Source organism: Aliidiomarina indica (assembly GCF_015354615.1).
GTDB lineage: Bacteria > Pseudomonadota > Gammaproteobacteria > Enterobacterales > Alteromonadaceae > Aliidiomarina > Aliidiomarina indica.
On the sequence record NZ_JACAVQ010000001.1, the window covers coordinates 660,828 to 686,700 of the forward strand.

The 25,873-nt window shown below is 48.7% G+C and carries 28 protein-coding genes and 1 riboswitch; of the genes, 5 read left to right on the forward strand and 23 right to left on the reverse strand.

All coding sequences use genetic code 11. The annotated features are described in order from the left end of the window. Positions 1–27: 27 nt before the first annotated feature. Positions 28–1,674, reverse strand: coding sequence for an MFS transporter (locus tag HXZ99_RS02990; protein ID WP_194755774.1), 1,647 nt, complete (start codon positions 1,672–1,674; stop codon positions 28–30). Positions 1,675–2,239: 565 nt separating this feature from the next. Between HXZ99_RS02990 and narL the strand changes: the two genes are divergently transcribed. Both narL and moeA read left to right on the forward strand, forming a co-directional pair. After that, entirely contained in the window at positions 2,240–2,887 is a 648-nt protein-coding gene (narL, locus tag HXZ99_RS02995) for a two-component system response regulator NarL (RefSeq protein ID WP_194755775.1), read from the forward strand. Next, on the forward strand, positions 2,887–4,095 hold the full coding sequence (moeA, locus tag HXZ99_RS03000; protein WP_194755776.1) for a molybdopterin molybdotransferase MoeA: 1,209 nt from the start codon (positions 2,887–2,889) through the stop codon (positions 4,093–4,095). Before narL ends, moeA begins: the two co-directional genes overlap by 1 nt. 67 nt (positions 4,096–4,162) lie before the next feature. On the opposite strand, the gene modC is transcribed toward moeA, so the two are convergent. The 9 genes from modC to moaA all read right to left on the reverse strand — a co-directional run bounded on the left by modC (position 4,163) and on the right by moaA (position 10,040). Further along, positions 4,163–5,230: a molybdenum ABC transporter ATP-binding protein gene (modC, locus tag HXZ99_RS03005; RefSeq protein WP_194755777.1), complete on the reverse strand. Its 1,068-nt coding sequence runs from the start codon at positions 5,228–5,230 to the stop codon at positions 4,163–4,165. Continuing rightward, positions 5,227–5,913, reverse strand: a complete 687-nt coding sequence (modB, locus tag HXZ99_RS03010) for a molybdate ABC transporter permease subunit (RefSeq protein WP_194755778.1) — start codon at positions 5,911–5,913, stop codon at positions 5,227–5,229. The genes modC and modB overlap by 4 nt, the downstream gene beginning before the upstream one ends. Next, positions 5,901–6,683 (reverse strand): molybdate ABC transporter substrate-binding protein, encoded by a 783-nt coding sequence (modA, locus tag HXZ99_RS03015; RefSeq protein WP_194755779.1) that lies wholly within the window; start codon positions 6,681–6,683, stop codon positions 5,901–5,903. The genes modB and modA overlap by 13 nt, the downstream gene beginning before the upstream one ends. A gap of 10 nt (positions 6,684–6,693) precedes the next feature. Beyond that, complete coding sequence (locus tag HXZ99_RS03020) at positions 6,694–7,152, reverse strand: molybdenum cofactor biosynthesis protein MoaE (protein WP_194755780.1); 459 nt, start codon at positions 7,150–7,152, stop codon at positions 6,694–6,696. 3 nt (positions 7,153–7,155) lie between these two features. After that, on the reverse strand, positions 7,156–7,404 hold the full coding sequence (gene moaD, locus HXZ99_RS03025; RefSeq protein WP_194755781.1) for a molybdopterin converting factor subunit 1: 249 nt from the start codon (positions 7,402–7,404) through the stop codon (positions 7,156–7,158). Continuing rightward, a complete protein-coding gene (gene moaC / locus HXZ99_RS03030) occupies positions 7,397–7,891 on the reverse strand; it encodes a cyclic pyranopterin monophosphate synthase MoaC (protein WP_194755782.1) in 495 nt (164 codons plus the stop codon). The genes moaD and moaC overlap by 8 nt, the downstream gene beginning before the upstream one ends. Positions 7,892–7,907: 16 nt before the next feature. Further along, positions 7,908–8,462, reverse strand: a complete 555-nt coding sequence (locus HXZ99_RS03035) for a molybdenum cofactor synthesis domain-containing protein (protein WP_194755783.1) — start codon at positions 8,460–8,462, stop codon at positions 7,908–7,910. Next, positions 8,449–9,066: a molybdenum cofactor guanylyltransferase gene (gene mobA / locus HXZ99_RS03040; protein ID WP_194755784.1), complete on the reverse strand. Its 618-nt coding sequence runs from the start codon at positions 9,064–9,066 to the stop codon at positions 8,449–8,451. The genes HXZ99_RS03035 and mobA overlap by 14 nt, the downstream gene beginning before the upstream one ends. 2 nt (positions 9,067–9,068) lie before the next feature. Continuing rightward, complete coding sequence (gene moaA, locus HXZ99_RS03045; RefSeq protein WP_194755785.1) at positions 9,069–10,040, reverse strand: GTP 3',8-cyclase MoaA; 972 nt, start codon at positions 10,038–10,040, stop codon at positions 9,069–9,071. Then, a riboswitch (molybdenum cofactor riboswitch) is annotated at positions 10,030–10,173 on the reverse strand. It overlaps the preceding gene by 11 nt. A 168-nt stretch (positions 10,174–10,341) precedes the next feature. On the opposite strand from moaA, the gene trhP reads away from it, so the two are divergent. Together trhP and HXZ99_RS03055 are read left to right on the forward strand one after the other, a co-directional pair. Further along, the gene (trhP, locus tag HXZ99_RS03050; protein ID WP_194755786.1) at positions 10,342–11,691 is read left to right on the forward strand and encodes a prephenate-dependent tRNA uridine(34) hydroxylase TrhP; all 1,350 of its coding nucleotides are present in this window, start codon (positions 10,342–10,344) and stop codon (positions 11,689–11,691) included. 9 nt (positions 11,692–11,700) lie between these two features. Next, positions 11,701–11,901 carry a YfhL family 4Fe-4S dicluster ferredoxin gene (locus HXZ99_RS03055; protein WP_407928490.1) on the forward strand — a complete coding sequence of 67 codons (201 nt, stop codon included), beginning with the start codon at positions 11,701–11,703 and terminating at the stop codon, positions 11,899–11,901. Here HXZ99_RS03055 and rssA read toward each other — a convergent pair. The 4 genes from rssA to HXZ99_RS03075 all read right to left on the reverse strand — a co-directional run bounded on the left by rssA (position 11,898) and on the right by HXZ99_RS03075 (position 16,618). Beyond that, the gene (gene rssA / locus HXZ99_RS03060) at positions 11,898–12,920 is read right to left on the reverse strand and encodes a patatin-like phospholipase RssA (RefSeq protein WP_194755788.1); all 1,023 of its coding nucleotides are present in this window, start codon (positions 12,918–12,920) and stop codon (positions 11,898–11,900) included. The two genes, HXZ99_RS03055 and rssA, sit on opposite strands and share 4 nt — an antisense overlap. A gap of 20 nt (positions 12,921–12,940) precedes the next feature. Continuing rightward, entirely contained in the window at positions 12,941–14,764 is a 1,824-nt protein-coding gene (locus HXZ99_RS03065) for a DUF885 domain-containing protein (protein WP_331458465.1), read from the reverse strand. Positions 14,765–14,960: 196 nt separating this feature from the next. Continuing rightward, complete coding sequence (recA, locus tag HXZ99_RS03070; protein WP_194755789.1) at positions 14,961–16,007, reverse strand: recombinase RecA; 1,047 nt, start codon at positions 16,005–16,007, stop codon at positions 14,961–14,963. A 113-nt stretch (positions 16,008–16,120) separates the two neighbouring features. Next, on the reverse strand, positions 16,121–16,618 hold the full coding sequence (locus tag HXZ99_RS03075) for a CinA family protein (RefSeq protein WP_331458466.1): 498 nt from the start codon (positions 16,616–16,618) through the stop codon (positions 16,121–16,123). A gap of 125 nt (positions 16,619–16,743) precedes the next feature. Between HXZ99_RS03075 and mutS the strand changes: the two genes are divergently transcribed. Continuing rightward, entirely contained in the window at positions 16,744–19,299 is a 2,556-nt protein-coding gene (gene mutS / locus HXZ99_RS03080) for a DNA mismatch repair protein MutS (protein ID WP_194755790.1), read from the forward strand. Between the two features lie 53 nt (positions 19,300–19,352). Here mutS and rpoS read toward each other — a convergent pair whose 3' ends face one another. Genes rpoS through ftsB form a run of 9 tightly spaced genes read right to left on the reverse strand, consistent with a single transcriptional unit; the run spans position 19,353 to position 25,797 of the window. Next, entirely contained in the window at positions 19,353–20,342 is a 990-nt protein-coding gene (gene rpoS, locus HXZ99_RS03085) for an RNA polymerase sigma factor RpoS (RefSeq protein WP_194755791.1), read from the reverse strand. Between the two features lie 31 nt (positions 20,343–20,373). Further along, positions 20,374–21,222 (reverse strand): peptidoglycan DD-metalloendopeptidase family protein, encoded by an 849-nt coding sequence (locus HXZ99_RS03090; RefSeq protein ID WP_228517521.1) that lies wholly within the window; start codon positions 21,220–21,222, stop codon positions 20,374–20,376. 52 nt (positions 21,223–21,274) lie between these two features. After that, positions 21,275–21,853 carry a YqaA family protein gene (locus HXZ99_RS03095; protein WP_194755793.1) on the reverse strand — a complete coding sequence of 193 codons (579 nt, stop codon included), beginning with the start codon at positions 21,851–21,853 and terminating at the stop codon, positions 21,275–21,277. Beyond that, positions 21,850–22,491 carry a protein-L-isoaspartate(D-aspartate) O-methyltransferase gene (locus HXZ99_RS03100; protein ID WP_194755794.1) on the reverse strand — a complete coding sequence of 214 codons (642 nt, stop codon included), beginning with the start codon at positions 22,489–22,491 and terminating at the stop codon, positions 21,850–21,852. Before HXZ99_RS03100 ends, HXZ99_RS03095 begins: the two co-directional genes overlap by 4 nt. A gap of 2 nt (positions 22,492–22,493) precedes the next feature. Further along, positions 22,494–23,237: a 5'/3'-nucleotidase SurE gene (gene surE, locus HXZ99_RS03105; RefSeq protein ID WP_194755795.1), complete on the reverse strand. Its 744-nt coding sequence runs from the start codon at positions 23,235–23,237 to the stop codon at positions 22,494–22,496. Next, the gene (gene truD / locus HXZ99_RS03110) at positions 23,218–24,321 is read right to left on the reverse strand and encodes a tRNA pseudouridine(13) synthase TruD (protein ID WP_194755796.1); all 1,104 of its coding nucleotides are present in this window, start codon (positions 24,319–24,321) and stop codon (positions 23,218–23,220) included. The genes surE and truD overlap by 20 nt, the downstream gene beginning before the upstream one ends. Continuing rightward, complete coding sequence (gene ispF, locus HXZ99_RS03115; protein ID WP_194755797.1) at positions 24,314–24,805, reverse strand: 2-C-methyl-D-erythritol 2,4-cyclodiphosphate synthase; 492 nt, start codon at positions 24,803–24,805, stop codon at positions 24,314–24,316. The genes truD and ispF overlap by 8 nt, the downstream gene beginning before the upstream one ends. Then, the gene (gene ispD / locus HXZ99_RS03120; protein ID WP_194755798.1) at positions 24,806–25,507 is read right to left on the reverse strand and encodes a 2-C-methyl-D-erythritol 4-phosphate cytidylyltransferase; all 702 of its coding nucleotides are present in this window, start codon (positions 25,505–25,507) and stop codon (positions 24,806–24,808) included. Then, entirely contained in the window at positions 25,504–25,797 is a 294-nt protein-coding gene (gene ftsB / locus HXZ99_RS03125) for a cell division protein FtsB (protein ID WP_194755799.1), read from the reverse strand. The genes ispD and ftsB overlap by 4 nt, the downstream gene beginning before the upstream one ends. Between the last annotated feature and the right edge of the window lie 76 nt (positions 25,798–25,873).

Here is a 25,873-nt window from a genome sequence, read left to right on the forward strand (position 1 = left end):
TTTAACGTCTCGTATGTACTCTGGTGTTTACGGATTCTTTATTTCCGCAGATTTACGCAAATAGAACCACCAATTCAGAATTAAGCAGAGTGTGTAGAACACCGCAAAGCCATACATGGCGTATTCAGGTGTACCGCCGCGAATCTGATCACCGATAACCATCGGCGCGATAAAGGCACCAAAACCCGCCACCGCAGACGTCCAACCCAATACAGGGCCTTTCTGTTCTTGGTTAAATACAACCCCAATGGTTCTAAACGTTGAGCCATTACCAATACCAGTGGCAGCAAATATCACAATAAACAGCACAATAAAGCTCAAAAAGTACTGTTCCGGTGTGGCTGATTGATAGGCCAACATCATAACGTAGCCTACGGCAGCCGATGCGAATACCATCACAATGGCAATCCATTGGGTGACAATGGAACCACCCCATTTATCAGAAATCCAACCGCCTAGCGGACGAATTAGGGCGCCCACAAAAGGTCCAATCCACGCCCATGTAAGGGCGCTGGGCGCGTTCGGGTTCGACACGCGCTCGATAACACCATTCACCTCAACAGTTGCCGATCCGAAGATAACCGTAATTGACAATGGAAGCGCCATGGAAAACCCGATAAAGCTTCCAAAAGTTAGGATATAGAGAATCGTCATTGACCAAGTGTGCTTGTTCTTAAATATTGTAAATTGGCGTTTTGAGTTTTCACCAATACGGCCTGGCATAATCCGCATTAAACCTAAGGTAGCAACGGTAATGAGAACCACGGCGATCCAAGGATTAAGAATACCAAGGCCTGTTGGCGCAGGAAGATAGAGATACAGGCCCGCGCCTGCAGTAATAAGCCCTATCCCGTATAATCCTAAAACCTGCGCAAATGCGGTGGGGGTAGATTTTAACTCAGGTGTAATTGTGCGCAGGTTATTCATTCCAAACCATGCCGCTATCACCAATGGGATTAAAATCACAACCCAGATAAAGCCAGCGTTCTGAATATAGGTTTCAGAACCTGCTTCAATACGCCCTATCAAGGTACCGCTATCGCGCAGTAACGTCATGCTCTCACCGGCCCCAAGCCATGTGAAGAGGCCAATAGTCATCACCGCTGGAATTAAAATTTGCATGGTGGTGACACCGAAATTCCCCAATCCTGCGTTCATTCCCAGAGCAAGGCCCTGTTGGCTTTTCGGATAGAAGGTACTGATATTGCTCATGGATGCTGCAAAATTACCGCCACCAATACCCGATAGAAGCGCTAGAATTTGGAATACCCACAACGGTGTTTCTGCATTTTGCAGTGCGATCCCTGAGCCAAGGGCTGGAATCAATAGCAACGCAGTGGTTAAGAATACCGTATTACGTCCGCCCGCAATTCGAATCATAAAAGACGCAGGAATTCGAAGGGTTGCTCCAGATAACCCTGCAATCGCAGTTAACGTAAATAATTCCGCGGGCTCAAAAGGGAAACCTAAGTTCAGCATCTGAACGGTGATAATTCCCCACATCATCCATACGGCAAAACCACACAATAGATTTGGAATGGAAATCCACAAGTTTCGGGTGGCCACCTGTTTACCGGTGTTTTCCCAGAATTGGGGATTTTCAACATCCCACTGTTCAATGTCAGCATTTCGACGTTTAGAACGCCGAGGTTGCAAAGGTGCAGATCGATTCATTATGGTTCTCCAGCAGGGTCTAAGACGTAAGCGTCTGACGCATATTTCAGCGCTAACATAGCAATACCGAGGCATCATACCTTGATAGAGATCAAGCGTAATCGTCCCTGAAATCCCTGATATGTATGGGGAATACTTCCAACTTGGTAGCAGAGTGCTTTTCTAATTATTTGATTTTTATTACAAATGCTGTGCAAAACGAAGAATCCAATATCGATCATCGCTGCCCAATAACAAAAGGGGTACTCACAAATAGACATGATTTCAGATGTGGCGTGTTTGTGCGGACAATACCGGCGTGATACAGCAGCCTCGGAAACTCAGGGGTACTCATAAAGTGGTATATCGATCACCTCTATCATTTTTTATATGGTCTATCATTAACTTACGTTCATGGACGGCGCAATCCAGTCTTAAAATGAAACTACCCTGCAGGTATCGCGCTGGCGAAACATGATGTAGGTCAATGTTTTTAGGAAGAGAATCAGCGCTAATAGGAAGTATCACCAAAAGATGTTGGCGCATCCCAATGCGCCCAACTACGGCAAGGCAAACGGAGAAAACCATGTCAGAACAATATAGTGTGCTGCTTGTTGATGACCACCCTCTTTTAATTAAAGGATTAAAGCAGCTCCTCGAGTTTGAAGAGAATATTACCGTTGTTGGAGAGGTTAATAATGGCAAAGAGGCGGTTGCACGGGCAGCAGATTTAGATCCGGACCTCATCGTTCTTGATCTGAATATGCAAGGTATGGATGGCATCGAAACCCTCAAATCGATGCGTGATGCCGGCGTTACCTCGCGAATCGTTATGCTCACCGTATCCGATGCCGATGAAGATGTAGTTGACGCCATTAGCGCGGGAGCCGATGGATATCTGCTCAAAGATATGGATCCAGAACAACTTGTTGAGCAACTTAAAAAATCCCTCACCGGTAAAATGGTGATGAGTGAAGCGGTCACTGAGATTTTGGCGAGTGCGCTTCGCAAGCCTGCGGCGCGATATAAAGCAGATCTGAACAATCTAACCAATCGTGAGTATGAGATTCTCAGCTTGATCGCAAAAGGCATGAGCAACAAACTGATCGCACGAGAACTCGATATTTCTGATGGTACGGTGAAGGTGCATGTGAAACATCTCTTGAAAAAATTAGGGTTGCGCTCGCGCGTTGAAGCCGCCGTTTGGATGGTAAATCAACAAGGGACTCAGTAATGCTTTCGGTAAAAGAAGCCATTCAGCACATGCTTAAATCGGTTCATCCGGTTACCGAGTCTGAAACCCTTTCCATAGATGCGGGTGTTGATCGTATTTTGGCGCAAGATGTGCTTTCAACTGTGGATATTCCTGCCTACGATAATTCCGCAATGGATGGCTTTGCACTGCACTTAACTGAGCCAAACCAAACAGGTTTTACGGTTGTAGGTCAGGCACTTGCCGGCCACCCTTTTCAAGGTCAACTCGTACCCGGTCAAGCCATTCGCATTATGACAGGCGCTCAGGTGCCTCAGGGAGCCAATGCCGTGGTCCCAATAGAAAATACTGAGCAAGATAAAGAAGGCGAACAGGTGCGGCTATTCAATCCAGCCCAACTTCATGCACACATTCGCAAACGCGGTGAAGAGTTAGTCTGTGGGGCTACCGTATTTAGTACAGGCCATCAATTAACGCCCGTCGACATTGGATTACTGGCATCCCTAGGCGTTGCAAAAATTGATGTGTTTAAACGCCTCCAGGTTGCTCTATTCTCAACTGGGGATGAACTCGTTTTGCCAGGTCAAACGCGAAGACCCGATCAAATTTACGATAGCAATCGTTTTGTGCTGCACGCGATGCTTGAGCGTGCTGGCTTCAGTGTGTTGAATCTCGGTTTGATTCCGGACAATAAGCAAGAAATTGCCGATGCCTTCATGCAAGCATCAACCCAAGCTGATGCCATTATATGCTCCGGCGGAGTTTCTGTGGGGGATGCAGATTATACCAAACAAGTGATTGATGCCCATGGCGACGTCGGTTTCTGGAAAGTGGCGATGAAGCCAGGTAAACCATTTGCGTTCGGCAAAGTAAACGGGAGTTGGTTTTTCGGCTTACCGGGCAACCCCGTGTCAGCAACCATTACGCTGCAGCAATTAGCACTACCGGCCCTTTATCAGCTCGCGGGGCGGCGCAGTGTTGAGCCTTTAGAAATCGTTGTAACAGCTGGCGAGACACTAAAAAAACGCCCAGGCCGCGCTGATTTCCAACGGGGAATATTGCGTACTGAGAATGGCATTACCCAAGTGTTTAGTGCAGGGAACCAAGGTTCAGGCATGTTAAGTTCCGTCGCAAAAGCAAACTGTCTTATTTTGCTCGATGCAGAACAAGGCACACTAGAACGCGGTGAATTAGTACGGGTTCAGGTGCTCGAAAAGCCCTTTCGCTAATACACATGCTATAAAACCCAGAGCGACTCTGATGGCGGCGTACGTCGCCAAAAAGAGCGCTCTCATGTTATTCAACCAGCGCAGCAGCTTTAATTAACGCAACAACCTCACTCCCCTCCTGCAAATAGAGATCATCCACAGCTTGGCGACTAACCTCGGCAAACAATGACGCATTTTCTGCTAATGCCAGTGTGATTAAACAATGGGAATGATATGGCGAGATACTGGCAACGCGCGCCTTTAATTGATTTTGAAAACTCACGCCTATAAGTGGTTGCAACGCGAGTGCAACATCGGTGGCTAGAATGCGCACCCGATACTTCTGCGTGACTTCAATGGGGTTAGGCAACGTTAAACGTAACTGGATCTGCTCATCTGAGAATAGGTAACGACCTTTGGTGTCAGTGGCATTTAGCTGGCCCTCAAACAGTGCTGACGGCGTATCTTTACTAAAGAATGGGCTGTGCCTGTCTGCACAGGCTGCCTTAATACTCGTCGTTGCACTGACACTTCCGTGTTCCATAAATACAATGTGGTCCGCTAATTTCTGAATTTCTCGCACATCATGGCTAATAAAAATAACGGGCACAGAAAACTCATCCGCGAGCTTACGAATGTATGGCAATATTTCCGCTTTAGTCTGAGTATCTAGGGCTGCAAAAGGCTCATCTAAGAGCAGTAGATGTGGGCTGGCTAATAACGCTCTTCCTAACGCCACCCGTTGCTTTTGCCCACCCGACAATGCTGCCACAGGGCGTTCGAGTAGGCTCGCAATGTCTAGTACTTGGGTAACCGCGGCTAATGTTAGGCGTCTCTCCTCCTGAGGCGTACGCTTATAGCCATAGAGCAGATTATTCCTCACATTTAAATGGGGTAACAGGCTGGGTTCTTGGAACACTAAGCCAATACGCCGTTGGTGCAGAGGAATACAATGTTTCCCGTCTTGCCACACCTTATGCTTAAATTGCACTTCAGCGGGCGCTGCCGGCTCTAGTCCCGCAATAATACGCAACAAGGTTGTTTTGCCGCAGCCTGAGCGACCAAATAATGCAGTAATACCCGATGTTGGAATGCTGCAATTTACCGATAACAGAAAGTCGGTTCGCTGCCAGTCCGTGCGGATGTGCAGGCTCATACTTTTGCTACCTCGAATCGTTTATTGACGGCATACACCACAAACAACACTAAGAATGAGAACACCAATAGCAGCAGCGATAGTTGATGGGCTGCGCTGTAGTTCATCGCTTCGGTATGATCATAAATAAGCACCGACAGTACCTTGGTTTCACCAGGGATACTGCCACCCAACATTAAAATGACACCGAACTCACCAATGGTATGGGCAAACGATAAAGTGGCCGCAACCACAAAACCACCGCGACACATCGGCATCACTACAGTAAAAAAGCGATCCAATGGACCAGCTCCTAAGCTGGCGGCGATATCCAACGGATGACTGCCTAAGCGTGTGAAAGACTCCTGTAATGGCTGCACCGCAAAAGGCATTGAGTACAGTACCGACGCAAAAAGTATCCCCTCGAAACTAAACGCTAAATGCTGTAACCCGATGTTCTCAAGGGGCCCCCCAATGAAACCCTGAGGACCAAGTGCGATTAGGAGATAGAACCCTAATACCGTAGGTGGCAAAACCAACGGTAACGCCACAATAGATTGAACCACAGTACGCAAAGCACTCCGACCACGACTTAGCCACCAGGCCAGCGGTGTTGCGATACACAGAAGTATTAGGGTTGTGTAGGTACACAACTTAATGGTGAGCTGAATAGCCTGCCAGTCACTGGGCGCTAATCCCCACATGGCATTTCCACTTCCACATCATGCCGAGAAAGCACAAACCCATAATGCTGCATGAGTTCGCGGGCAACGCAACTTTGCATATACGCTGCAAAATGACGGGCAAGCGCGTTTTTCTCTGCGCGTTTAGTGATGACAAAGCCTTGCGTAAGCGGCTCATGTAACTCTGCGTCAATCAATCCATAGCCTACTCCTGATAATTGGCTTCCTTTTGCTAACGCCAGCGCAATAATGGCTACATCTGCTGCACCTGATTGCGCCATTTGCGCCGCTTGCGCAATGTTCTCCCCATACACCATTTTAGCGGCGAGTTGCTCCCACACGCCTTCACTTTGCATAGCCTCTTTTGCTCGCATTCCGTAGGGAGCATGCGTAGGCTGTGCGATGGCTATGCGACGAATATCGGGATTTAGCAAGTCCTGCAACGTCCAGTTCTCAACCTGATAGCGCGCACTCCAAATAACGATTCTGCCAATGCCATACACTTCAGGCGTCGATGCAGTAAAGCCAGCGGCCTCGAGTTGTTGTGGGAAAGCAATATCTGCCGAGAAGAAAATATCGTAGGGCGCGCCATGCATAATTTGCGTTGTCATCTTACCGGATGAGCCGTAAATCACCTGAATATCCGCGTTTGGAAACTCGGACTGATAGCGCTGAACAATATCATTCAGAGCAAAACGAAGATCTGATGCCGCCGCAATAGTGAGGCGTTCACTCGCTTGGCTAACGCCTGCAAACAAAGATACGAGCAAGCAACATAAAAGCCATTTCATCGCATATCCCCTATTCCGGCTCTTGCCAACGTGAAGCGGCCGTTCGATCAGACGCTTTCGCTTCTACCCATACACTGCCCCTTTCGCTATGCTCTTTCTTCCAAAACGGCGCCTGTGTCTTGAGGTAGTCCATAATAAATTGGCCAGCGGCAAATGCTTCACTGCGATGTGCAGAGGCAACCCCCAAAAAAACAATCCCTTCATTTAAGTTGATTTTGCCAATACGATGGATCAGACGTATTGATTTTACCTTCCAACGGTCGAGCGCGCGCTCGCACAAAGCTTCTAATAAGGAATGTGTCATTTCCGGATAATGCTCAAGTTCGATCGCGTCTAACCCACCTTCTGGTAAATCCCGCACTAAGCCGGTGAAGGTTACGACCGCGCCACAGTTTGGATCCGTCGCCAGCGCGTCGTACTCCGAACCCACATTAAAAGGTCCTTCTTGCACAGACACTTGATAGCCCATCTATCAGCCTCCAGTGACCGGTGGAAATAACGCCAATTCATCATCGGCTTGCAGTGGATGTGCTTTATCGACGAGCTGCTGATTGACCGCCGCGATCACTTCCTGATCCTCAAACACGACTTGCCACCGTTCTGACCGCTGCTTTAACGTTTGAATCGCATCACTGACGGTTTCAATATGATCTATTGCAAGCTCTAAGTCTGACGTCCCTAAACGTTCACGCAAGAGTGCAAAAAAGCGAACTTTAATCATTAATGGCTCCTTTTCTCTGCCAAATACCGCTTTTGCCACCGGTCTTTTTTAATAACTTAATCTCACCAATCACCATTTCAGGATCCACCGCTTTACACATATCGTAGAGGGTAAGCGCGGCAACACTCGCTGCAGTGAGCGCTTCCATCTCGACGCCGGTTTTGCCTTCAACCACGCACGTTGCCAACACATCTATCGTCTGTGCTTTCTGATCAATCACAAACTCGACAGTGACTTTACTCAATGCAAGGGGATGGCACAGAGGAATCAAATCACTGGTTCGTTTTGCTGCCATGATTCCCGCAACACGTGCTGTTGCAAATACGTCGCCTTTTTTCTTTGCTGCTTGCTCGAGTAACCCAATGACTTGCCCTTGCGTTGTTAAACGCGCTCCGGCAACGGCTTCCCGGGTGGTGACTTTCTTCTCACTAATATCCACCATGATGGCTTGACCCTGCGCATCTAAGTGAGTAAAGGCATTCGCCATAGTTAATGTCCTCAATTTAGTCAGTACAGCTGCGCTCAGATGCTGCGTGATTACAAGTCACATCGGTCAGATGTGGCGTAAAATTACACGGACCTTGGCGAGCATCAATTTGCGGTTCAATTAACCGCTCCCACGCCAATTTAGCGGCCCCACCGGAGCCTGGCATAGCAAAAATCAAGGTACGGTTCGCAAGTCCCGCCAAAGCCTGACTTTGCATGCTTGCAGCGCCGATATCCGCAAAGCTTAATTGCCGGAAAATTTCTCCGAAGCCATTAATTTCGGTATCCAGTAAAGGTTTGATCGCCGCAATAGTCTGGTTATCCTCAGCAAATCCAGTCCCGCCATTGACCAACACAACTGCGATATCAGGACGCACAATTAATCCACTTAACACGTCACGAATCCTATATTTGTTGTGCGGTATTACTTGCTGCCACTGCACCTGATGTCCCGCTCCAGAGCTCACTTCAACTAAGTAATTACCGGTGGTATCAGAAGCGCCTGAGCGACTATCGGATATGGTTAGAACAGCAATGCCTAATGGCTTAAATGCTTTTTTAGGTTGACTCATAAGGCAAACGTCCTCTGCTGCGTTGCATGAAGGCATCCCATTGCGAGGGGGTATTTAAATTAGGTAAATCCATTGTCTCTTCAGGGGTCGCCAGGGCTTTTCCATGCAACGCATGAAGTAACGCCCTAACCGATGCGCCCCGCTCTGTTGCATCGAGCAGCTCGCTTAGGGTTTTCATCAAGGTAGCGTCGTTCTCTAGAATGCAAGGTAAGGCCGATTGCAGGAAAAACCCCGGTGTTGGCGCCCGTGCCAGCTGACGTAGCTGGGGCACAGTGATATCTGGCATATCGACCGGCAACACTAAAACTCGCGCGTGTTTGCAATGAGGCAAACAACTACGTATTCCACTCAATGGGCCGCGATTCGGTAAGGTGTCATCAATCCATGGATAGCGAGCATTTCTTGGGCCCGGTAATTGATTGCTTCGACTCACGACCAGATCATGGATGCCGCTGTCGCTGATTAACCTTTGCATGTATTCAAGTAAGGTTATGGGTTCACCCTGACATTCAGACTCTATGGAAAGCAACGCTTTGTCGACACCCATACGCGACGATTTACCACCTGCCAGTAGAATGCAGCTGACATTAAGTGCAGTGCCCATAATTAGCCTCCAATCATCGCCAGATGGCGGGTAGACCCAGTAAACTCCTCGTGAAGATGATGAGAGGCTTCTTTTCCTTGCAAGGTATCTTGCAGAAATTGAATAACAGGTTCCGGCGCGTCGTCTTGTAACAGATGTCGTAGGTCTTGATGTTGCGAAGCAAACAAACACATAAATAACTGACCCCGACTAGAAATGCGGAGGCGATTACAGTCATTACAGAAGTCTTTACTATAGGGCATGATAAGCCCCATTTTTCCCGCGTAATCAGGATGTTGATATTCTAGGGCTGGTCCCGCAGTAATTCCCTTTCTGGTGCTTTCCCAGCCTTCTTGCAGCAATTTACGCTGAATCACATCACCACCCACATGGTGGTGCTTATAATAATCGCGATTGTCGCCAGTAAGCATCAGCTCGATAAACCGCAGCGATACTGGGTGGAATTTTACATAGTCGAGGAAGGTATTGTATTCAGCAAAGTTATAGCCACGCAGCAGCACCGCATTGATTTTCACCCGTTTCAGGCCCAACGCAATGGCCTTATCAATACCGCGCAGAATCGATGGGAGGCGACTATCACCGGTAATTAATTGAAAGGTACCGGGGTTAAAACTATCAACGCTTACGTTCACGGCATCCAAGCCGGCATCTCGCCATGCTTCAATATCACGTTCCAATCGATAGCCGTTTGTTGTGATGGCAACTTCTTTAATACCCGGGGTATTTTTGCAGGCTGCAATAATTTCCGTGAGATCCCGGCGCAAGGCTGGCTCACCGCCGGTAATGCGCACTTTCTCTGTGCCTGCTTGCGCGAATGCACGCACTAGCCGCTTTATTTCGGCTAATGTTAATTCATGACGGCGAGAACTGCAGTCCGGCCCATCGGGGAGGCAATAGTCACACTTAAAATTACAACTCTCAGTAATGGAGAGCCGCAGATAACGAAATCGACGTTCGTAGCGATCAGTAAGCATCTTCACACCTTTCCAAAATTCGGGAGGTAGCACCGTTTCCAGTGATACCCTGGTGGCCTAATTGCCACGGCAACGGGTTCCTATCTGCAACAATCGAAGACTTAGAACATCGTGCTCGGCGTACGGGAGACATGATAGGGCGTTTGCAAAGAAATTATCATTACCGGTAAGAGGTGGTTTACTACTCCTTGTGGGGTATCTCTGGACCTAGAACGACATTAACTTGGTCTGGATCAAAGAGTTTCGATCCAATCTAAGTACACTTCGCCCCATTGTGATCATCGATTCACGTGGAGACACCGTGTTTAAACCTGAACTTCTATCCCCTGCCGGCAGTTTGCAGGCTATGCGCATGGCATTTGCTTACGGTGCTGATGCCGTTTACGCGGGCCAGCCCCGATTCAGCCTTCGCGTGCGCAACAATGAATTCGATCTCGCCACTTTAGCTATTGGCATTCAAGAAGCCCACGCGCACGGCAAGAAGTTTTATGTGGTCTGTAATATCGCACCGCATAACGCCAAGCTCGTGCGATTTATTGAAGACATGCGACCCGTGGTGGCATTGCAACCAGATGCATTAATTGTGTCTGATCCTGGGGTGATTTACCTTCTTCGCAAACATTTCCCCGACATCACCTTGCATCTGTCAGTTCAGGCCAACACAGTAAACTGGGCCGCGGTGAAGTTTTGGCAGCAAATGGGTATCACGCGCATTATTTTATCGCGAGAGTTAGGTTTAGAAGAAATTGCGGAGATCCGCACGCGCGTTCCTGATATGGAAATTGAAGTTTTTGTCCACGGCGCCCTCTGCATGGCTTACAGTGGTCGATGCCTGTTATCCGGATATTTTAATAAACGAGATTCAAATCAAGGCGCATGCACCAATGCTTGTCGTTGGGAATATCGAGTCACGCCCGCCTATGAAGATGCCGTGGGGCAACTCAATCCGATACCTGTGCAAGAGGCTGTAATGGTAGAAGAGCCCAAACGTCCTGGCGAATATATGCCAATGTTTGAGGATCTCCACGGCACCTATATTATGAACTCAAAGGACTTACGAGCGATCCAGCACGTTGCCGCTCTTTCCAAACTAGGGGTACATTCGCTAAAAATTGAAGGTCGCACCAAATCATCATACTACGTTGCGCGAACCGCCCAGGTGTATCGGCAAGCAATTGATGATGCCGCTGCCGGCCGACCTTTCTCCAATGATTTACTGCGTGCCCTTGATGGTATGGCGAATAGAGGCTTTACCGAAGGTTTCTTACGCCGTCATGTTCCACAATCGGAATTACAAAATTATGCGACGAGCCACAGTAATGGCGAGCAGCAGCTCGTCGCTGAGGCAACAGGCCAAGTACGCCTGCTCGGCGGTGAAGTCTTTGTTGAACTAACGATTAAGAATAAACTGTGTATCGGAGATGAACTCGAGTGGATGCACCCGCAAGGCAATGTAGTGGCAAGGTGCACAGATCTTCGCGACCATGAACTTACGCATATCGCTTCAGCCCCAGGCTCAGGTTACGTTGTCTGGATCCCTGCCCCACGCGCCCTTCAATGCGGCTCTTATCATGCAGTTATGTTGGTTAAAACACACAAAGTGCAGGCTCCTGATCGCATCGATAGCGTGATTGTGCAGGAGGTGCGTTAGATGACCTTAATGATTACAGAAGACTGCATTAACTGCGATATGTGCGTGCCGGAATGTCCAAATGATGCAATATACTTCGGACAGACTCACTACCTGATCAACCCCGCGTTATGTACTGAATGCGAAGGATATTATGAGCGCCCGCAATGCATTCCAGTCTGCCCAGTGGAATGCATATTTACAGGGCGCAATACGGTAGGTTCAGCTTAACCTTTGCGTTTTGCTGGCGGAGCATGTTGCGGACCGCCATTTCGACGCTTATACATGATGCGAATTTCATCCAAAATAAGGTCTTTCAGTCGCATTGTCGTTTCATAACCGATGCGAATGGCTTCTTCGCCCTGATCAAACTCGAGCAGACCAATTCCACCGAGCTTTGGTTGCAGTAAGATATCCGGAGGATCTCCCGCCATCCGTGCTTTGGTAATCCGCTCTTGCATAATATCAATAGAGCCGGCCATTACCCCCAACATGCTTGGGGAACGCGGCTCCTTGTTAAATTTACTGCGAATCTGATCCAAGTACAGGCTGCTTTTTGCCAGGAAGCTCTGAAAAATATTTTGTTCATCATCGTCATGATCATCTTTTCGAGCGACCACCTCTTTTGAGCGCTGATCGTTTTCACTCTGTGGTGACTGATCGTGCGGTGGCAGCTCATCAAAATCATCATCTACGTGAACTTGCGAATTCAGATGCACAGCAATGACAAAATCAGCTTCAAGCGCACGTGCTAATGATACGGGAACCGGATTCACTAGGGCGCCATCGACCAACCAACGGCCATCAAAGGCACGCGGCGCAAGCAATCCGGGCATGGCACAAGACGCCCTGGCCACGCTAAACAAATCACCCTCACGTAACCAGATTTCCTTGCCGGTATAGAGATCGGTGGCGATCGCTGCATATTTACGATGCAGATCTTGTACGTCTATTTTTCCAAAGCGCTCCCGGGCCTGCTCGAATACTTTCTTCCCCGAAACCATGCCCCCACTCGAAAAACCAAAGTCGAGCAGGTTAAACACCGTCCATCTATCCATATCGAGCACCCACTGCTCGAGTTCATCGAGTTTATCAGCGGCAAAAGCACCACCGACCAGAGAGCCGATAGAAGTACCGGTGACGATATCCACTTCGATTCCCATATCCTTTAGCGCTTTAATTACACCGATATGGGCCCAGCCTCGGGCGGCGCCAGACCCTAGTGCCAATCCAATTTTCAACGGTTTCATCGGCTTTAAACTCCTTCTTGCTATCCCGCTACCGCTAACTCTCGTGCGATCCATGCATCAATTTCACGCTCAAGAATAGTTAATGGAATTGAACCGTGCTGAAGTACCTGCTGATGGAACTCCCGCACATCAAAACGATCACCCAATGCAGACTCTGCACGTTCACGCAGTTGCTGAATGCGCAACTGACCTACTTTATAAGCTAACGCCTGCCCAGGTAACGCCATATAGCGCTCAGCTTCGGAAACTCGGCGGGCCTCATTAACCGGCGCATTCTCAGCCATATAGGAAAGTACTTGCTCCCGTGACCACCCTTTGGCGTGAATACCGGTATCAACCACTAATCGAATGGCCCGCCATAGCTCTGCAATTAATGCACCATAGCGGTCGTAAGGCCCATACACACCGAGCTCATCACCCAATGATTCAGCATACAAGCCCCAACCTTCAACATACGCCGTAATCGTTCCAAAGCGCCGAAAATCCGGCAAATGGGTGAGTTCTTGCTGTAGCGCAATCTGGTAATGATGGCCTGGTACCGCCTCATGCAGTGTTAAAGCCCCTTTTGCCCAAGTAGGTCGGGCACTCAGATCGTACGTATTTAGATAAAATATTCCGGGACGTGACCCATCTTCACTAGGCCGTGAGTAAGAGCCTGAACTGGCACTGCGCTCACGGAACTGCTCCACCGGACGAATCTCATATCCGGCTTTAGGTAACATCTCTGGGAAAAACAAACGCTCAGACTGAGCCTCCGCTTCTGCCGCAAACGCACGATAATCCTCTAACATGGCTTCGCGACTGTCGTAATGAAATTGCGGATCGTCTCGGGTAAAGGCAAAAAACTCCTGCAAACTTCCATCAAAGTTTACCTGTCCCATAATGTCTTCAATTTCCTGTTGAATACGTGCCACTTCAGACAGGCCCAAAGCATGAACTTCCGCTGCGGTTAAATCGGTCGTGGTGTGCCATGACACAAGGAACTGATACCATGCCTGCCCATTCGGCAATGCACCTAATCCGTAACTATCGGTGCGTGCATAGTTTAGGTAAACACGGTCAACATAATCATGTAGTTCTTGATACGCGGGCAGCACAACTTCCGTGATAAGTTCTTCGTAAAGACTGGCTAAGCGCTCCTGCTCGGTTGTCGGCATATCCTCAGGAAACTCGCGTATCGGACGCATAAATAAGCTATCAGCGAGATCATCAACTAGATGTGCATTTAGCTGACCTAACACCCGCTCCATGAGAACTCTTGGTTGCACAACATCTGCATCAATCCCTTCATTCATATTCTCAATGATTTGCCGGGTCAAAGTGGGTATCTGACGCATGCGCGCCGCCCAATTATCATAATCCCGAACGGTCTTAAACGGCTGTGCGGACGTTCCAGAGCCAAGCATCGCAAAGGTGTTTGTTACATTGTAAAACTGATTCAGTGGCAGCAGTGTTTCTGGATATTCAAAGCGGGCTAACTGCATTTCTCGTTGGTACAGGAACATGTCGTAACTGAGGCGGTCATCGTAAGACAATATTTCCGGATTAACCCGTTTTAGTATCGCGATGTATTCTTCTTCCAACATTTTCCGACGTTCTTGATGTTCCGCACTAAAAATATTCGGAAGCTGATCGTTATAGGTGGTAACCCCACGAAACGTGGCTTGCAAGGGCTCTAAGGCCAACATCGCTTCTGTGTATTCAGCATAAGTCTGCTCAAGAAACTTGCCGACATCCTCTGCCTTCTGTGCCATTTGGCGATCAGAACTTGGCGAACAGCCCACCATGAAGATCAGCAAAACGCCTAAACCAAACACGCCCGATATTTTACGAAGCACCGTCACGATGAAAACTCCTTTCATTATTGGCTTCATGCCAACACATAAACAGATACAAGGGTATTCATAGCATACCCTGCTTAACGCTTATACAACACATCGAAACCATAAAAAAACCCCCAGTAATTGGAATCTCCAACTATTGGGGGTTTCTTCAAAATACGCGATTTTCTACCAACAACGCGGGCACTTACGGGCCATGTTATTCGCTATCAGTTGCCTCAGGCGCAACAGCAACTTCATCTGCAGCTGCGGATGGCTTTAATAGCAACATATCCCGTAATCTCTTCTCTATTTCGTTGGCAATTGATGTGTTCTCAGCAAGGAACTTCATTGAATTCGCTTTACCTTGACCGATCTTGTCGCCTTTATAGCTGTACCAAGCACCAGATTTTTCAACAATCTTATGCTTCACACCCAAATCAATTAGTTCGCCTTCTTTTGAAATACCAGTTCCGTACATAATCTGGAATTCCGCTTGTTTGAAAGGCGGCGCCACTTTGTTTTTAACTACTTTTACGCGGGTTTCGTTACCCACCACTTCATCGCCTTCTTTCAACGCACCTGTACGGCGAATATCAAGACGTACCGACGAATAGAATTTGAGCGCATTACCACCAGTGGTCGTTTCTGGGTTACCAAACATGACACCGATTTTCATTCGAATCTGGTTAATGAAAATACACATGGTGTTCGATTTCTTAATGTTTGCCGTTAGCTTACGCAATGCTTGAGACATCAAACGTGCTTGCAAGCCCACGTGACTATCACCCATTTCGCCTTCAATCTCAGCACGTGGCGTCAATGCGGCAACTGAGTCGACAATAACCACATCTACCGCCGCTGAACGCACCAACATATCGCAAATCTCTAGGGCTTGTTCACCCGTATCTGGTTGCGACACTAGCAGCTCGTCTACATTCACCCCTAGTTTTTCAGCGTACAGTGGGTCAAGTGCATGCTCTGCATCCACAAACGCACAGGTTTTGCCGTTCTTCTGCGCTTCGGCAATTACTTGCAGCGTTAATGTCGTTTTACCACTCGATTCTGGACCGAAAATTTCAATAACACGACCACAGGGTAAACCGCCTATCCCTAATGCAATGTCGAGGCTCAGCGATCCTGTTGAAATTGACTCAACATCCATGGCCCGATTATCGCCAAGACGCATAATAGCTCCTTTCCCAAACTGGCGTTCAATTTGGCCAAGGGCTGCAGTCAGTGCTTTTTGTTTATTTTCATTGCTCATGTTGGTCGCTCCAGATTCGTACCGTATTGAATGACCTCAGTATACTGTTTATCTATACAGTATCAAGGCATGATCGTAATAAAACTATTAAAAAACCCACAACACAAAGTTAACTATCTGTTATTTATAAAATAATTAATTACTTCTTGAAGGGCGTGGTGGATACTTTGGGTCCGCACCTCGGCCCTGTCACCAGAGAAGTACTGGATATCAGTCCATGTGTTTTTACCAATCTGGAATCCAAAACAAACCATGCCAACAGGTTTATCTTTTCGACCTCCTCCAGGCCCAGCTATACCCGTTACACTCAGCGCAACATCCACATTGCATAGATGCTTGACCCCTTTCGCGAGGGCCTCAGCACAGCGCTCAGATACAGCCCCCTCTTGCTCTAAAATCTCTGGGGAAACACCTAATACGTTTTCTTTAATGGCATTACTGTAACAAACCACGCCCCCTTCAAACCACTCCGAACTACCGGCTAACTCGGTACAATGATAAGCAATACCGCCTGCCGTACACGACTCCGCCGTCGCCATGCGGTATCCGCGCCCTGTTAATATCGCGGCGAGCTCTTGTACCTGATTTGCTATCATCTGATCTGTAGTCACTTGTCGATTTCCTGTAGGCTTAATGCACCTTTGCCATCAATTATGCGATTCATACTTGGCTTTTGCGACTAAATTCAGGATCATGACGCAATTGCCTACGTTTTAAATAAGAATAACAGGGACTCATGAGCAAATCAGCAAGCGCGCACACGCCGATGATGCAACAGTATTTGGCGATTAAAGCCGAGCATCCAGACATCCTATTGTTCTATCGGATGGGTGATTTCTACGAGCTATTTTATGATGATGCGGAACGCGCCGCCGACCTGATGGATATATCCTTAACTCAGCGAGGACAATCCGGGGGCCGCCCTATTCCCATGGCTGGTGTTCCTTATCATGCAGTGGATACCTATCTCGCTAAATTGGTGAAGTTAGGCGAATCCGTTGCGATTTGCGAACAGATAGGCGATCCGGCAACCAGTAAAGGTCCGGTGGAGCGCAAAGTCGTTCGAATTATTACCCCAGGCACACTAACCGATGAAGCTCTGCTTGATTCCCATAGAGAGAATCTACTTGTTGCCATTCAACCACAGCAACAGCAGTGGACACTAGCCGGCGCTGATATGAGCAGTGGCCGATTTTTCGTCAGCCTACTCGATACTGAACAAGCATTAAACAACGAGTTGGAACGGCTCCGTCCCGCGGAATTACTGTATCCAGAAGGTTTGCAGCTACCGGCATCGATACATCAACGCGCAGGAATGCGTAAGCGACCTGAGTGGGATTTTGATGCAGATAGTGCATTTACTGCCTTAACACGACAGTTTGCTACCCACGATTTATTGGGTTTTGGCATTGACCGTCACGACCCCACACTCGGGGTCGCAGGATGCGTACTGCAATATATAAAAGATACCCAACGCGGTGCACTGCCCCATTTACGCCGGTTACAGCAGGAACGCTCTGATGAGGCAATTCATCTCGATTCCAGCACCCGACGTAACCTAGAGCTTACTGAAAACTTGCAGGGCAATGAGCAGCACACCCTCGCCTCCGTGCTGGACCGCTGCAAAACCCCAATGGGGAGCCGCTTACTTAAACGTTGGTTGCATCGGCCGCTGCGGGATCAAGAACAGCTTCAGCATCGACTAAACCACGTTAACGAACTTATTGATCAATCCGCTTTTAGCGACATTCAAAGCATTTTGCGTGAAATTGGCGATGTTGAGCGCATTTTGGCTAGGGTTGCCCTGCAATCAGCCCGCCCTCGGGATCTATCTCGTTTACGCCATGCACTATTTTGCATTCCGACACTGAATCAACGTATTCGCGAGCAACAGCTTAGCTACACGCAACCTATTCGTGAGTTTCCCGATCTGGCCAAGTTGTTAGAAGCGGCTATTGTTGATAATCCTCCGGTGTTGATTCGCGATGGCGGCGTCATTGCGCCTGGCTATCACAAAGAACTTGATGAGTTTCGCGCCCTGAGTGCAGGTGGTAACGAGCAACTGGAAGCCCTCGAGCAGCGAGAACGCGAACGTACCGGTATTCAGAATTTAAAAATTGGCTATAACAAAGTTCACGGCTTTTATATTGAACTCAGTCGGTTGGCAGCAGACCGCGTGCCTGCCGAGTATCAACGCAGACAAACGCTAAAAAATGCAGAGCGCTATATTATTCCTGAGTTAAAAACCTTTGAAGAACAAGTGTTACAAAGCCAAAGCCGGGCACTTGCCATTGAAAAGCAGCTCTATCAGGATATTCTCCAGCAACTATTGGCGCCGCTGGCAGAGTTACAATCGACAGCCCAAGCCCTTGCCGCGTTGGATGTCTACTGTTGTTTCGCCGAACGCGCAGTAAGCCTCAATTACTGCCGCCCCGAGTTCACCGAGAACAACGAACTAACTATTATTGACGGTCGCCACCCGGTGGTGGAAGCCTTTGCCGATCATCCTTTTATCGCCAACTCGGTGCATTTCGATAAAAACCGGCGCTTGCATGTCATTACTGGTCCGAATATGGGCGGTAAATCTACGTACATGCGCCAAACGGCCCTTATCGCCCTGCTTGCGCATACGGGAAGCTATGTCCCTGCAGCACAGGCTAAAATTGGCCCTATGGATCGTATCTTTACCCGAATCGGTGCCGCCGATGAACTGGCATCCGGGCGCTCTACCTTTATGGTTGAAATGACGGAAACGGCGGTGATATTGCATCACGCCACCGAGCGATCATTGGTTTTAATGGATGAAATTGGTCGCGGCACGTCAACCTATGATGGCATGTCACTGGCCTGGGCGTCAGCAGAAGCCCTTGCTGAACGTGGTTCTATGACACTATTCGCTACTCACTACTTTGAACTTACGCAATTGGACAGTCATTGTGAAAACACCGTGAATGTCCATGTTGATGCAACAGAGCACGGTGACACCATCGCGTTTTTGTATCATGTGAAGGAAGGTGCAGCGAGTAAGAGTTTTGGTATTCAAGTGGCGCGCTTAGCCGGCTTACCCGATCGTGTGATCGCGCGGGCAAAAGCCCGTTTAACGGAGCTTGAGCAACAACAGGTTGGCAATACATCACCGCCGCCAAATCAAGCACAATTGAATTTAAGTGTACCCGACCCGGTCGCTGTAGATCGTCGTATACAGCTACTTGACGAACTCGACCCCGATCAATTATCACCGCGCGAGGCGTTAGAGGTTCTTTATACCCTGACTCAAAAAAACAAGGCCTAGATAACTAGGTCTTGTCGCTTCTATTTTTGCTTTACCCTGTGTTGGTAATCGCACTATTCATGAGTAAAGATGGAATCGTTGGATAAACCTTGCTGCTCCATCACTTCTTTCAAGCGGCGAAGTGCCTCTACTTGGATTTGGCGTACTCGCTCACGCGTTAATCCAATCTCTCGCCCAACATCTTCGAGCGTTGATGGTTCATATCCTAGCAATCCAAAGCGACGGGCTAGCACTTCTTTTTGCTTCGGATTCAGCAAATCCAGCCAACCTAGAAGACGTTCACGCATATCTTCATCTTGCAGCACACCTTCTGGACCGCCTTCATTTTCATCAGCGATAATGTCCAACAAGCCTTTTTCGCTGTCGCCAGCCAAAGGCGTATCCACAGAAGCAATACGTTCGTTTAACCGCAGCATTTTGCTAACATCATCCACCGGCCGCTCTAAACTACGTGCGATATCTTCCGCTGTAGGCTCATGCTCAAGTTTCTGCGCTAATTCCCGAGCGGCTCGCAGATAAATATTCAGTTCTTTTACCACATGAATCGGCAAACGGATGGTGCGCGTTTGATTCATAATGGCCCGTTCGATAGTTTGCCGAATCCACCATGTCGCATAGGTAGAGAAACGGAATCCCCGCTCTGGATCAAATTTTTCAACAGCGCGAATTAAGCCTAAGTTGCCTTCTTCAATCAAATCAAGCAGGGCTAAGCCGCGATTGTGGTAACGACGGGCAATTTTCACCACGAGGCGCAAATTGCTTTCAATCATTCGTTGGCGGGATTTAAGGTCACCTTTGAGCGCTTTGCGCGCAAAGTAAACCTCTTCTTCGGCGGTAAGAAGCGGCGAAAAGCCTATCTCACTGAGATACATTTGAGTGGCATCAAGCTTGCGCTGATACTTGCTTTTATTCGCAAGTGCCTCTTCAAGTTCTGCATCTATAACTTCACGATCACGATCGGTAGCGCTTTCATCTTCAGAGAATTCCAGGTCCTCTGCTACGTCTGAATCGTCGTCCTTTATTTGATCTTCCTGTTCACGCATCGACATTACTCCTATATCCTATCGATTGTCGCTAACGTGATCGCGGTAGATAATTCTCCGGATTGACTGAATTACCGCGAAACCTTAGCTCGAACCTTAACCGGACATCCTCCCGGCCGGAACTACCCATTGTCGCTATCTGCTGACCTGCTTCAACCCACTGTTGCTCACTGACCAGCAGTCGGTCATTGTGACCATACGCAGTAATGTAATCATCGTTATGTTTCAAAATGATTAACTGCCCATAGCCACGTAATGCGCTTCCTACATAGACCACTCGACCTGCGGCTGCAGCGATAACCGGATCACCTCGGCTACCTCCAAATTCCATACCGCGCCCACCGGCCTCGTGGGTAGAAAAACGCCGTAAGATTCGTCCTTGGCTTGGCCATTGCCACCGTAAATCACCACTTGGCACACTGCGCTGCGTTGGATTTACCGTGACTTGTTGCGTTTCATTCGACGTTGTTGCTGATTGTGATTTTTGTTGACTAGTTGTTACACCATACTCTTTCGTTTTGCTACTCGCAAGTCTTTGTTCCTGCGAAGAAGTCGCGGTTTCTGAAGGTCCGCTCGTGGTCGAACTTGCGGTGCCGGTGGCTGTAGTGGTGCCCCTTGCACCCGCTTCATTGGGACGTAAGCGCAATGTTTGGCCAACAAAAATAGTATAGGGAGGCTGTAGATTATTGATCCGCGCGATATCACGTAAATCCATATTGGCGCGAAATGCAATGGAGTATAGGGTCTCGCCCGCTTGAACTTGATGGGTGGCTTGATTGAGTGATGCGCGTTCATAGTCGTGAACTGTTTTGCCCCGATAGAGGCGCTCCACAGGTGCAGGCTCAGGGCGAGCACTGCAACCTTGAAGTACTAACAGCATTGCTACTAATAATCCTAGTAAGCAAAGAAATCGCATTCACATTCCTATGATTTCAACGAAAGATAAAATACGCGGCCACGGCGAGTATGACCACACCCCAACCGATTGTATCCATATGCTGGCGTACATGCTTTTCCATAATAGGCCCGCCCCAACGCATTAACCAAGCAACGAGGAAAAAGCGCATACCGCGCCCAATAATCGAAGCAAGCACAAAAGGTAAGAAGGCAATCGCCATCACGCCCGCTGTCACCGTAAATACTTTATACGGGATAGGTGAAAACCCTGCCAAAAAAATCACCCAGAAGCCCCAATCATTGAACCATCCTTGCGCTAATTCAAAGGTATCCATACGACCAAAATAATCCAGCGCAGGTAATACAATGGGCTCAAAGGCTAAGTACCCCAATAAATAACCGGCCATGCCCCCAAGCACCGAGAAAATGGTCGTTAACATGGCAAAGTACATAGCCCGTGACGGCTGGGCAATCGCCATAGGCGCAAGCATCACATCAACCGGAATTGGGAAAATAACCGATTCAGCAAAGCTCACACCGGACAAAATAGCAGGGGCATTTTTATGACGAGACCAAATCAACGCTCTATCATACAGAGAAGTAAATATCTTCACGCGAGATCACCTTGCACTAAAGGGACAAACCGCACTGCACCTTCACTCCGTTGCATATATTCCTCTCCTTGGCGCTCAACCACCAATAATTCTTGTTGAAGTTCTCCGACGGGGATCACGAGTCGTCCACCGTCTGGGTTTAACTGTTCTAATAACGCTTCGGGAATGCGCGCTGCCGCAGCGGTGACAATAATGCCATCAAACGGCGCTTTGCTAGGCCAGCCCTGCCATCCATCCCCATGGCGCATCGCAACATTATGCAAGTCTAAACGTTTAATCCGGCGTTGTGCTTGGTATTGCAGCTGTATAATTCGCTCTACCGAGAACACATGTTTCACCAACGCCGCTAGCACCGCTGTTTGATATCCAGAGCCGGTGCCAATTTCCAAGACCCGTTGCGGTGAAGACTCAAGAATCAGGCTGGTCATTTTCGCCACAATCAAGGGTTGCGAAATCGTCTGTCCATTACCGATAGGCAAGGCTGTATTCTCATAAGCTTTGTGAGCGAGTGATTCTGGCATAAACTCTTGCCGCGGCGTGCGTTGAATAACATCCAACACGGCATCATTTTCAATACCTAATTCTTTCAGCCGCTGCACCAAACGTTTGGCCATGCCATGATGATTCATTACTTTCATGCTTATTTATCCAACCACTCCTGTATGCGTTCCTGATCATCGCGTGCGGTCATATCAACTGTCAACGGTGTTATCGATACATAACCCTCCGCAACAGCCGCGAAATCAGTACCCGGACCATCATCACGTTGTGGTCCCACCGGACCATACCAAAATATCTCACGCCCCCAAGGATCTGAGCCCCTTACCATGTGTTCGGCGCGATGGCGTCTACCCAACCGGGTCATTTTAATGCCCTTGATTTGCTTATAAGGTAAATAGGGCACATTCACATTCAGCACAAAGTCTGATGTCAGCGGTTCTTTTTCTAGGCGCTTCACTAAATCAGCGACCACTTGCGCCGCCGTGTCGTAATAGTCGTGTCCGTGTTCACCCATGGAAACCGCGATGGCGGGAAGGCCAACAAAACGCCCTTCCGTTGCCGCCGCGACAGTACCTGAGTAAATCACGTCATCACCCATGTTAGGCGCGTCATTGATTCCAGACACCACAAGATCGGGCGCTTCGCCTAAGGGCGAGTTTGTTCCAATATGGACACAGTCGGTCGGCGTTCCATTCACTGAATAGAATCCGTTTTCTAACTGTTCCACTCGCAATGGATTGTGTAGCGTCAGGCTATTGCTGGCACCGCTGCAATTTCGGTCTGGCGCAATCACCGTAACCTTTGCCGTTTTACTCAGTGCTTTGTACAAAGCCGCCAATCCTGGCGCACGGACACCATCATCGTTACTCAGTAGAATTCGCATGTTCTCCCTCCGTAAACTGTCCTAACTCTGCCAATACCGACGTTGCGAACGCGCCCGCCGGAAGCGTAAAACTTAGCTCGGCAACGGTCTCTTCGGGCCATGTTAAAGCAAGGTCTGAAATTCGTAACCAGAGCGGACGTCGCTCGTGCCCCATGCGTGCTGCACATAAGCCCTCATAAAGTGCTGGGAACTGATCCAACACATGCTGCTCAAGCTCGGCTGGGCGCCCTTTTGCAGGCGATGGTGCTTCCCCAAACATCGGTCCGGAAACATGCACATCACCTGATTGAACACGCTCTACGATGTCTTTGTCATCAGCAGACACTGTAAAGTACGATTGGCTACCTTCAAGAATGAGCACATCGCCCTCGTTTACATAAGGCAGATTACTCTGAATACGTTGGGCGAGATACTGGTTAAACAAAAAAGAACGGACACTGCTAAGCAAAATGCTGCGTAACTTGCGATCACGAACCTGAAACTCACCTTGTATCATGCGCATTGCTTGGCCCACGTTATCACCGTGCTTACCAAAACGTTGCGGGCCAAAGTAGTTCGCAACGGCGCCGCCTGCAACCAGTTGTTGTACTCGTTGAGTGAGATCGTCGGCGTTTTCCACCGCTTTTAAACGCAATCGAAAGTGGTTCGCTTTGTGAACGCCGCGACGTAATTTTCGGTGACTGCGCACCGCTTCTAACAGCGTCACCTGACCGCCGGGAAAAACCTCTGCGTGCATATGCTCAGCAAACCAAGCAGGCCAATCCATTGATTGTAAAGCTGGGAGTTGCACAGAAAACCACTGTTCGGTCACCGCCATGCGATCTTTCATTCCCGAGTAACCAATATCGCGCGGATGTATCTTCAAAGCGCGCGAAAGTTGCTTTTCAATCGCAGCCGTATTCACTCCCACTTTTCGAATGCGCAGCCAATGTTGTTGGCCTTTTTCCACCACTTCGGGTGAAAAACCCAAGACTTCAATCACTTCAAAGTCCTCTGGCTTATTCTTATACACGCCTGATACGGAACTGTTGCCAAGTAATCGCGGTAACTCTGACTCAACGTAGCTGTAAGGATTCTCACTCATTAGTAGCGTCCTGAGATGGACGCAATAATACCACGGCCATACTTGCAATCCCTTCTCCACGCCCAGTAAAACCTAAACGTTCAGTGGTGGTGCCTTTAATATTAATGTGGGTTAACGGCACCGCGAAAAGCTCGGCAACGCGTGCGCGCATTTGCTCTCGAAACGGGCCTATTTTCGGACGCTCACAAATAATGGTTAGATCAGCATTCTCTAAGGTAAACCCTTGCGCTTGCACTTCCCGGTAGGCCGTTTTCAGCAACTCAGCGGAATCGGCTCCCGCAAATGTCGGATCATTATCCGGAAACCAATGGCCAATATCGCCCAGTCCAACAGCGCCAAGCAAAGCATCCGTTAGTGCATGTAAGGCGACATCCCCATCGGAATGCGCAAGTAACCCAACATCATGAGGGACAGTCACACCTGCGAGTCGCAGTGGACCTTCACCTCCAAATTTGTGTACATCGAACCCCTGGCCTACTCTCACTTAAGAACCTTCTGTAATTAAATTTGACTGCAAATAAAACGCAATAAGTTCAAGATCCTCAGGATCCGTCACTTTTAATGCCGCCCGTGATCCCATCACCAATTGCGGTTGAATACCTAAAAACTCCATGGCCGAGCATTCATCGGTGACATCGACACCGGCTTCAAGAGCCGCCTGCAAGCCGTGCTGAAGATGTCCAAGTTGAAATACTTGAGGCGTCTGCGCCTGCCACACCAGCGTGCGATCTAAGGTTTTTTCCACCTGATGCTGTGCCGTTGCAACTTTCAGTGTATCCCGCGCGGGCAATGCGAGTATAGCGCCCTGCTCTGGTACGGCTTGCGCACGATCGAGTAGCTGTTGCAGGTGTTGTGCCGGTAAACCAGGGCGCGCGGCATCGTGCACAGCCACCAAGGTTTCTTCGTCCCACCGTTGCTGAGCAAAAGCCAAAGCATTGAGAACCGATTGGGCGCGGGATGCGCCCCCTTCCACCCGAATCACCTTGTCGTTGTTGGCAAACGCGCTCTTACCAAAAAGAGTGTCTTGGGGATGCAGTGCAACAATGACATGAGTGATACGTGGATCGCGAAAAAGGGCCGAAATACTGTGATCAAGAATGTATCGACCGGCAATTTTTAGATATTGCTTGGGTATGGTCGCTTGCATGCGTTGCCCGATACCCGCTGCCGGCACAATTGCAATCATGTACCTGAGTCCTCTTCATCACGAGGAATTAATCGAAAAAAGGTTTCATCCGGATGGACCAAACCAAGTTCGTTACGGGCGCGCTCTTCAACCGCTTCGAGTGCGGAGCGCAAATCATCGATATCAGCGGCAAGTAATTGATTTCGCTGTTGTAAGGATTGATTGGCTTGTTCTTGCCGAGCTACTTCTTGATGTAATTGACGCAGATCACTCATGCCATTCTGACCAAACCAGACGCGATATTGCAGCATCAAAACGATCGCAATGACGATAATGGTTAAAACCCGCATGACGTGCTCCTGCCTTGTTATCTTGGACGATTGGCCATTCCAACCCAAGCAAACATCTTATTATTATGACGGCTTA

Bases quoted from the DNA above. Each gene is read 5' to 3' on its own strand.
- HXZ99_RS02990 (WP_194755774.1), bottom strand. From the start codon at position 1,674: ATGAATCGATCTGCACCTTTGCAACCTCGGCGTTCTAAACGTCGAAAT.
- narL (WP_194755775.1), top strand. From the start codon at position 2,240: ATGTCAGAACAATATAGTGTGCTGCTTGTTGATGACCACCCTCTTTTA.
- moeA (WP_194755776.1), top strand. From the start codon at position 2,887: ATGCTTTCGGTAAAAGAAGCCATTCAGCACATGCTTAAATCGGTTCAT.
- modC (WP_194755777.1), bottom strand. From the start codon at position 5,230: ATGAGCCTGCACATCCGCACGGACTGGCAGCGAACCGACTTTCTGTTA.
- modB (WP_194755778.1), bottom strand. From the start codon at position 5,913: ATGTGGGGATTAGCGCCCAGTGACTGGCAGGCTATTCAGCTCACCATT.
- modA (WP_194755779.1), bottom strand. From the start codon at position 6,683: ATGAAATGGCTTTTATGTTGCTTGCTCGTATCTTTGTTTGCAGGCGTT.
- HXZ99_RS03020 (WP_194755780.1), bottom strand. From the start codon at position 7,152: ATGGGCTATCAAGTGTCTGTGCAAGAAGGACCTTTTAATGTGGGTTCG.
- moaD (WP_194755781.1), bottom strand. From the start codon at position 7,404: ATGATTAAAGTTCGCTTTTTTGCACTCTTGCGTGAACGTTTAGGGACG.
- moaC (WP_194755782.1), bottom strand. From the start codon at position 7,891: ATGGCGAATGCCTTTACTCACTTAGATGCGCAGGGTCAAGCCATCATG.
- HXZ99_RS03035 (WP_194755783.1), bottom strand. From the start codon at position 8,462: ATGAGTCAACCTAAAAAAGCATTTAAGCCATTAGGCATTGCTGTTCTA.
- mobA (WP_194755784.1), bottom strand. From the start codon at position 9,066: ATGGGCACTGCACTTAATGTCAGCTGCATTCTACTGGCAGGTGGTAAA.
- moaA (WP_194755785.1), bottom strand. From the start codon at position 10,040: ATGCTTACTGATCGCTACGAACGTCGATTTCGTTATCTGCGGCTCTCC.
- HXZ99_RS03055 (WP_407928490.1), top strand. From the start codon at position 11,701: ATGATTACAGAAGACTGCATTAACTGCGATATGTGCGTGCCGGAATGT.
- rssA (WP_194755788.1), bottom strand. From the start codon at position 12,920: ATGAAACCGTTGAAAATTGGATTGGCACTAGGGTCTGGCGCCGCCCGA.
- recA (WP_194755789.1), bottom strand. From the start codon at position 16,007: ATGAGCAATGAAAATAAACAAAAAGCACTGACTGCAGCCCTTGGCCAA.
- mutS (WP_194755790.1), top strand. From the start codon at position 16,744: ATGAGCAAATCAGCAAGCGCGCACACGCCGATGATGCAACAGTATTTG.
- rpoS (WP_194755791.1), bottom strand. From the start codon at position 20,342: ATGCGTGAACAGGAAGATCAAATAAAGGACGACGATTCAGACGTAGCA.
- HXZ99_RS03090 (WP_228517521.1), bottom strand. From the start codon at position 21,222: ATGCTGTTAGTACTTCAAGGTTGCAGTGCTCGCCCTGAGCCTGCACCT.
- HXZ99_RS03100 (WP_194755794.1), bottom strand. From the start codon at position 22,491: ATGAAAGTAATGAATCATCATGGCATGGCCAAACGTTTGGTGCAGCGG.
- surE (WP_194755795.1), bottom strand. From the start codon at position 23,237: ATGCGAATTCTACTGAGTAACGATGATGGTGTCCGTGCGCCAGGATTG.
- truD (WP_194755796.1), bottom strand. From the start codon at position 24,321: ATGAGTGAGAATCCTTACAGCTACGTTGAGTCAGAGTTACCGCGATTA.
- ispD (WP_194755798.1), bottom strand. From the start codon at position 25,507: ATGATTGCAATTGTGCCGGCAGCGGGTATCGGGCAACGCATGCAAGCG.
- ftsB (WP_194755799.1), bottom strand. From the start codon at position 25,797: ATGCGGGTTTTAACCATTATCGTCATTGCGATCGTTTTGATGCTGCAA.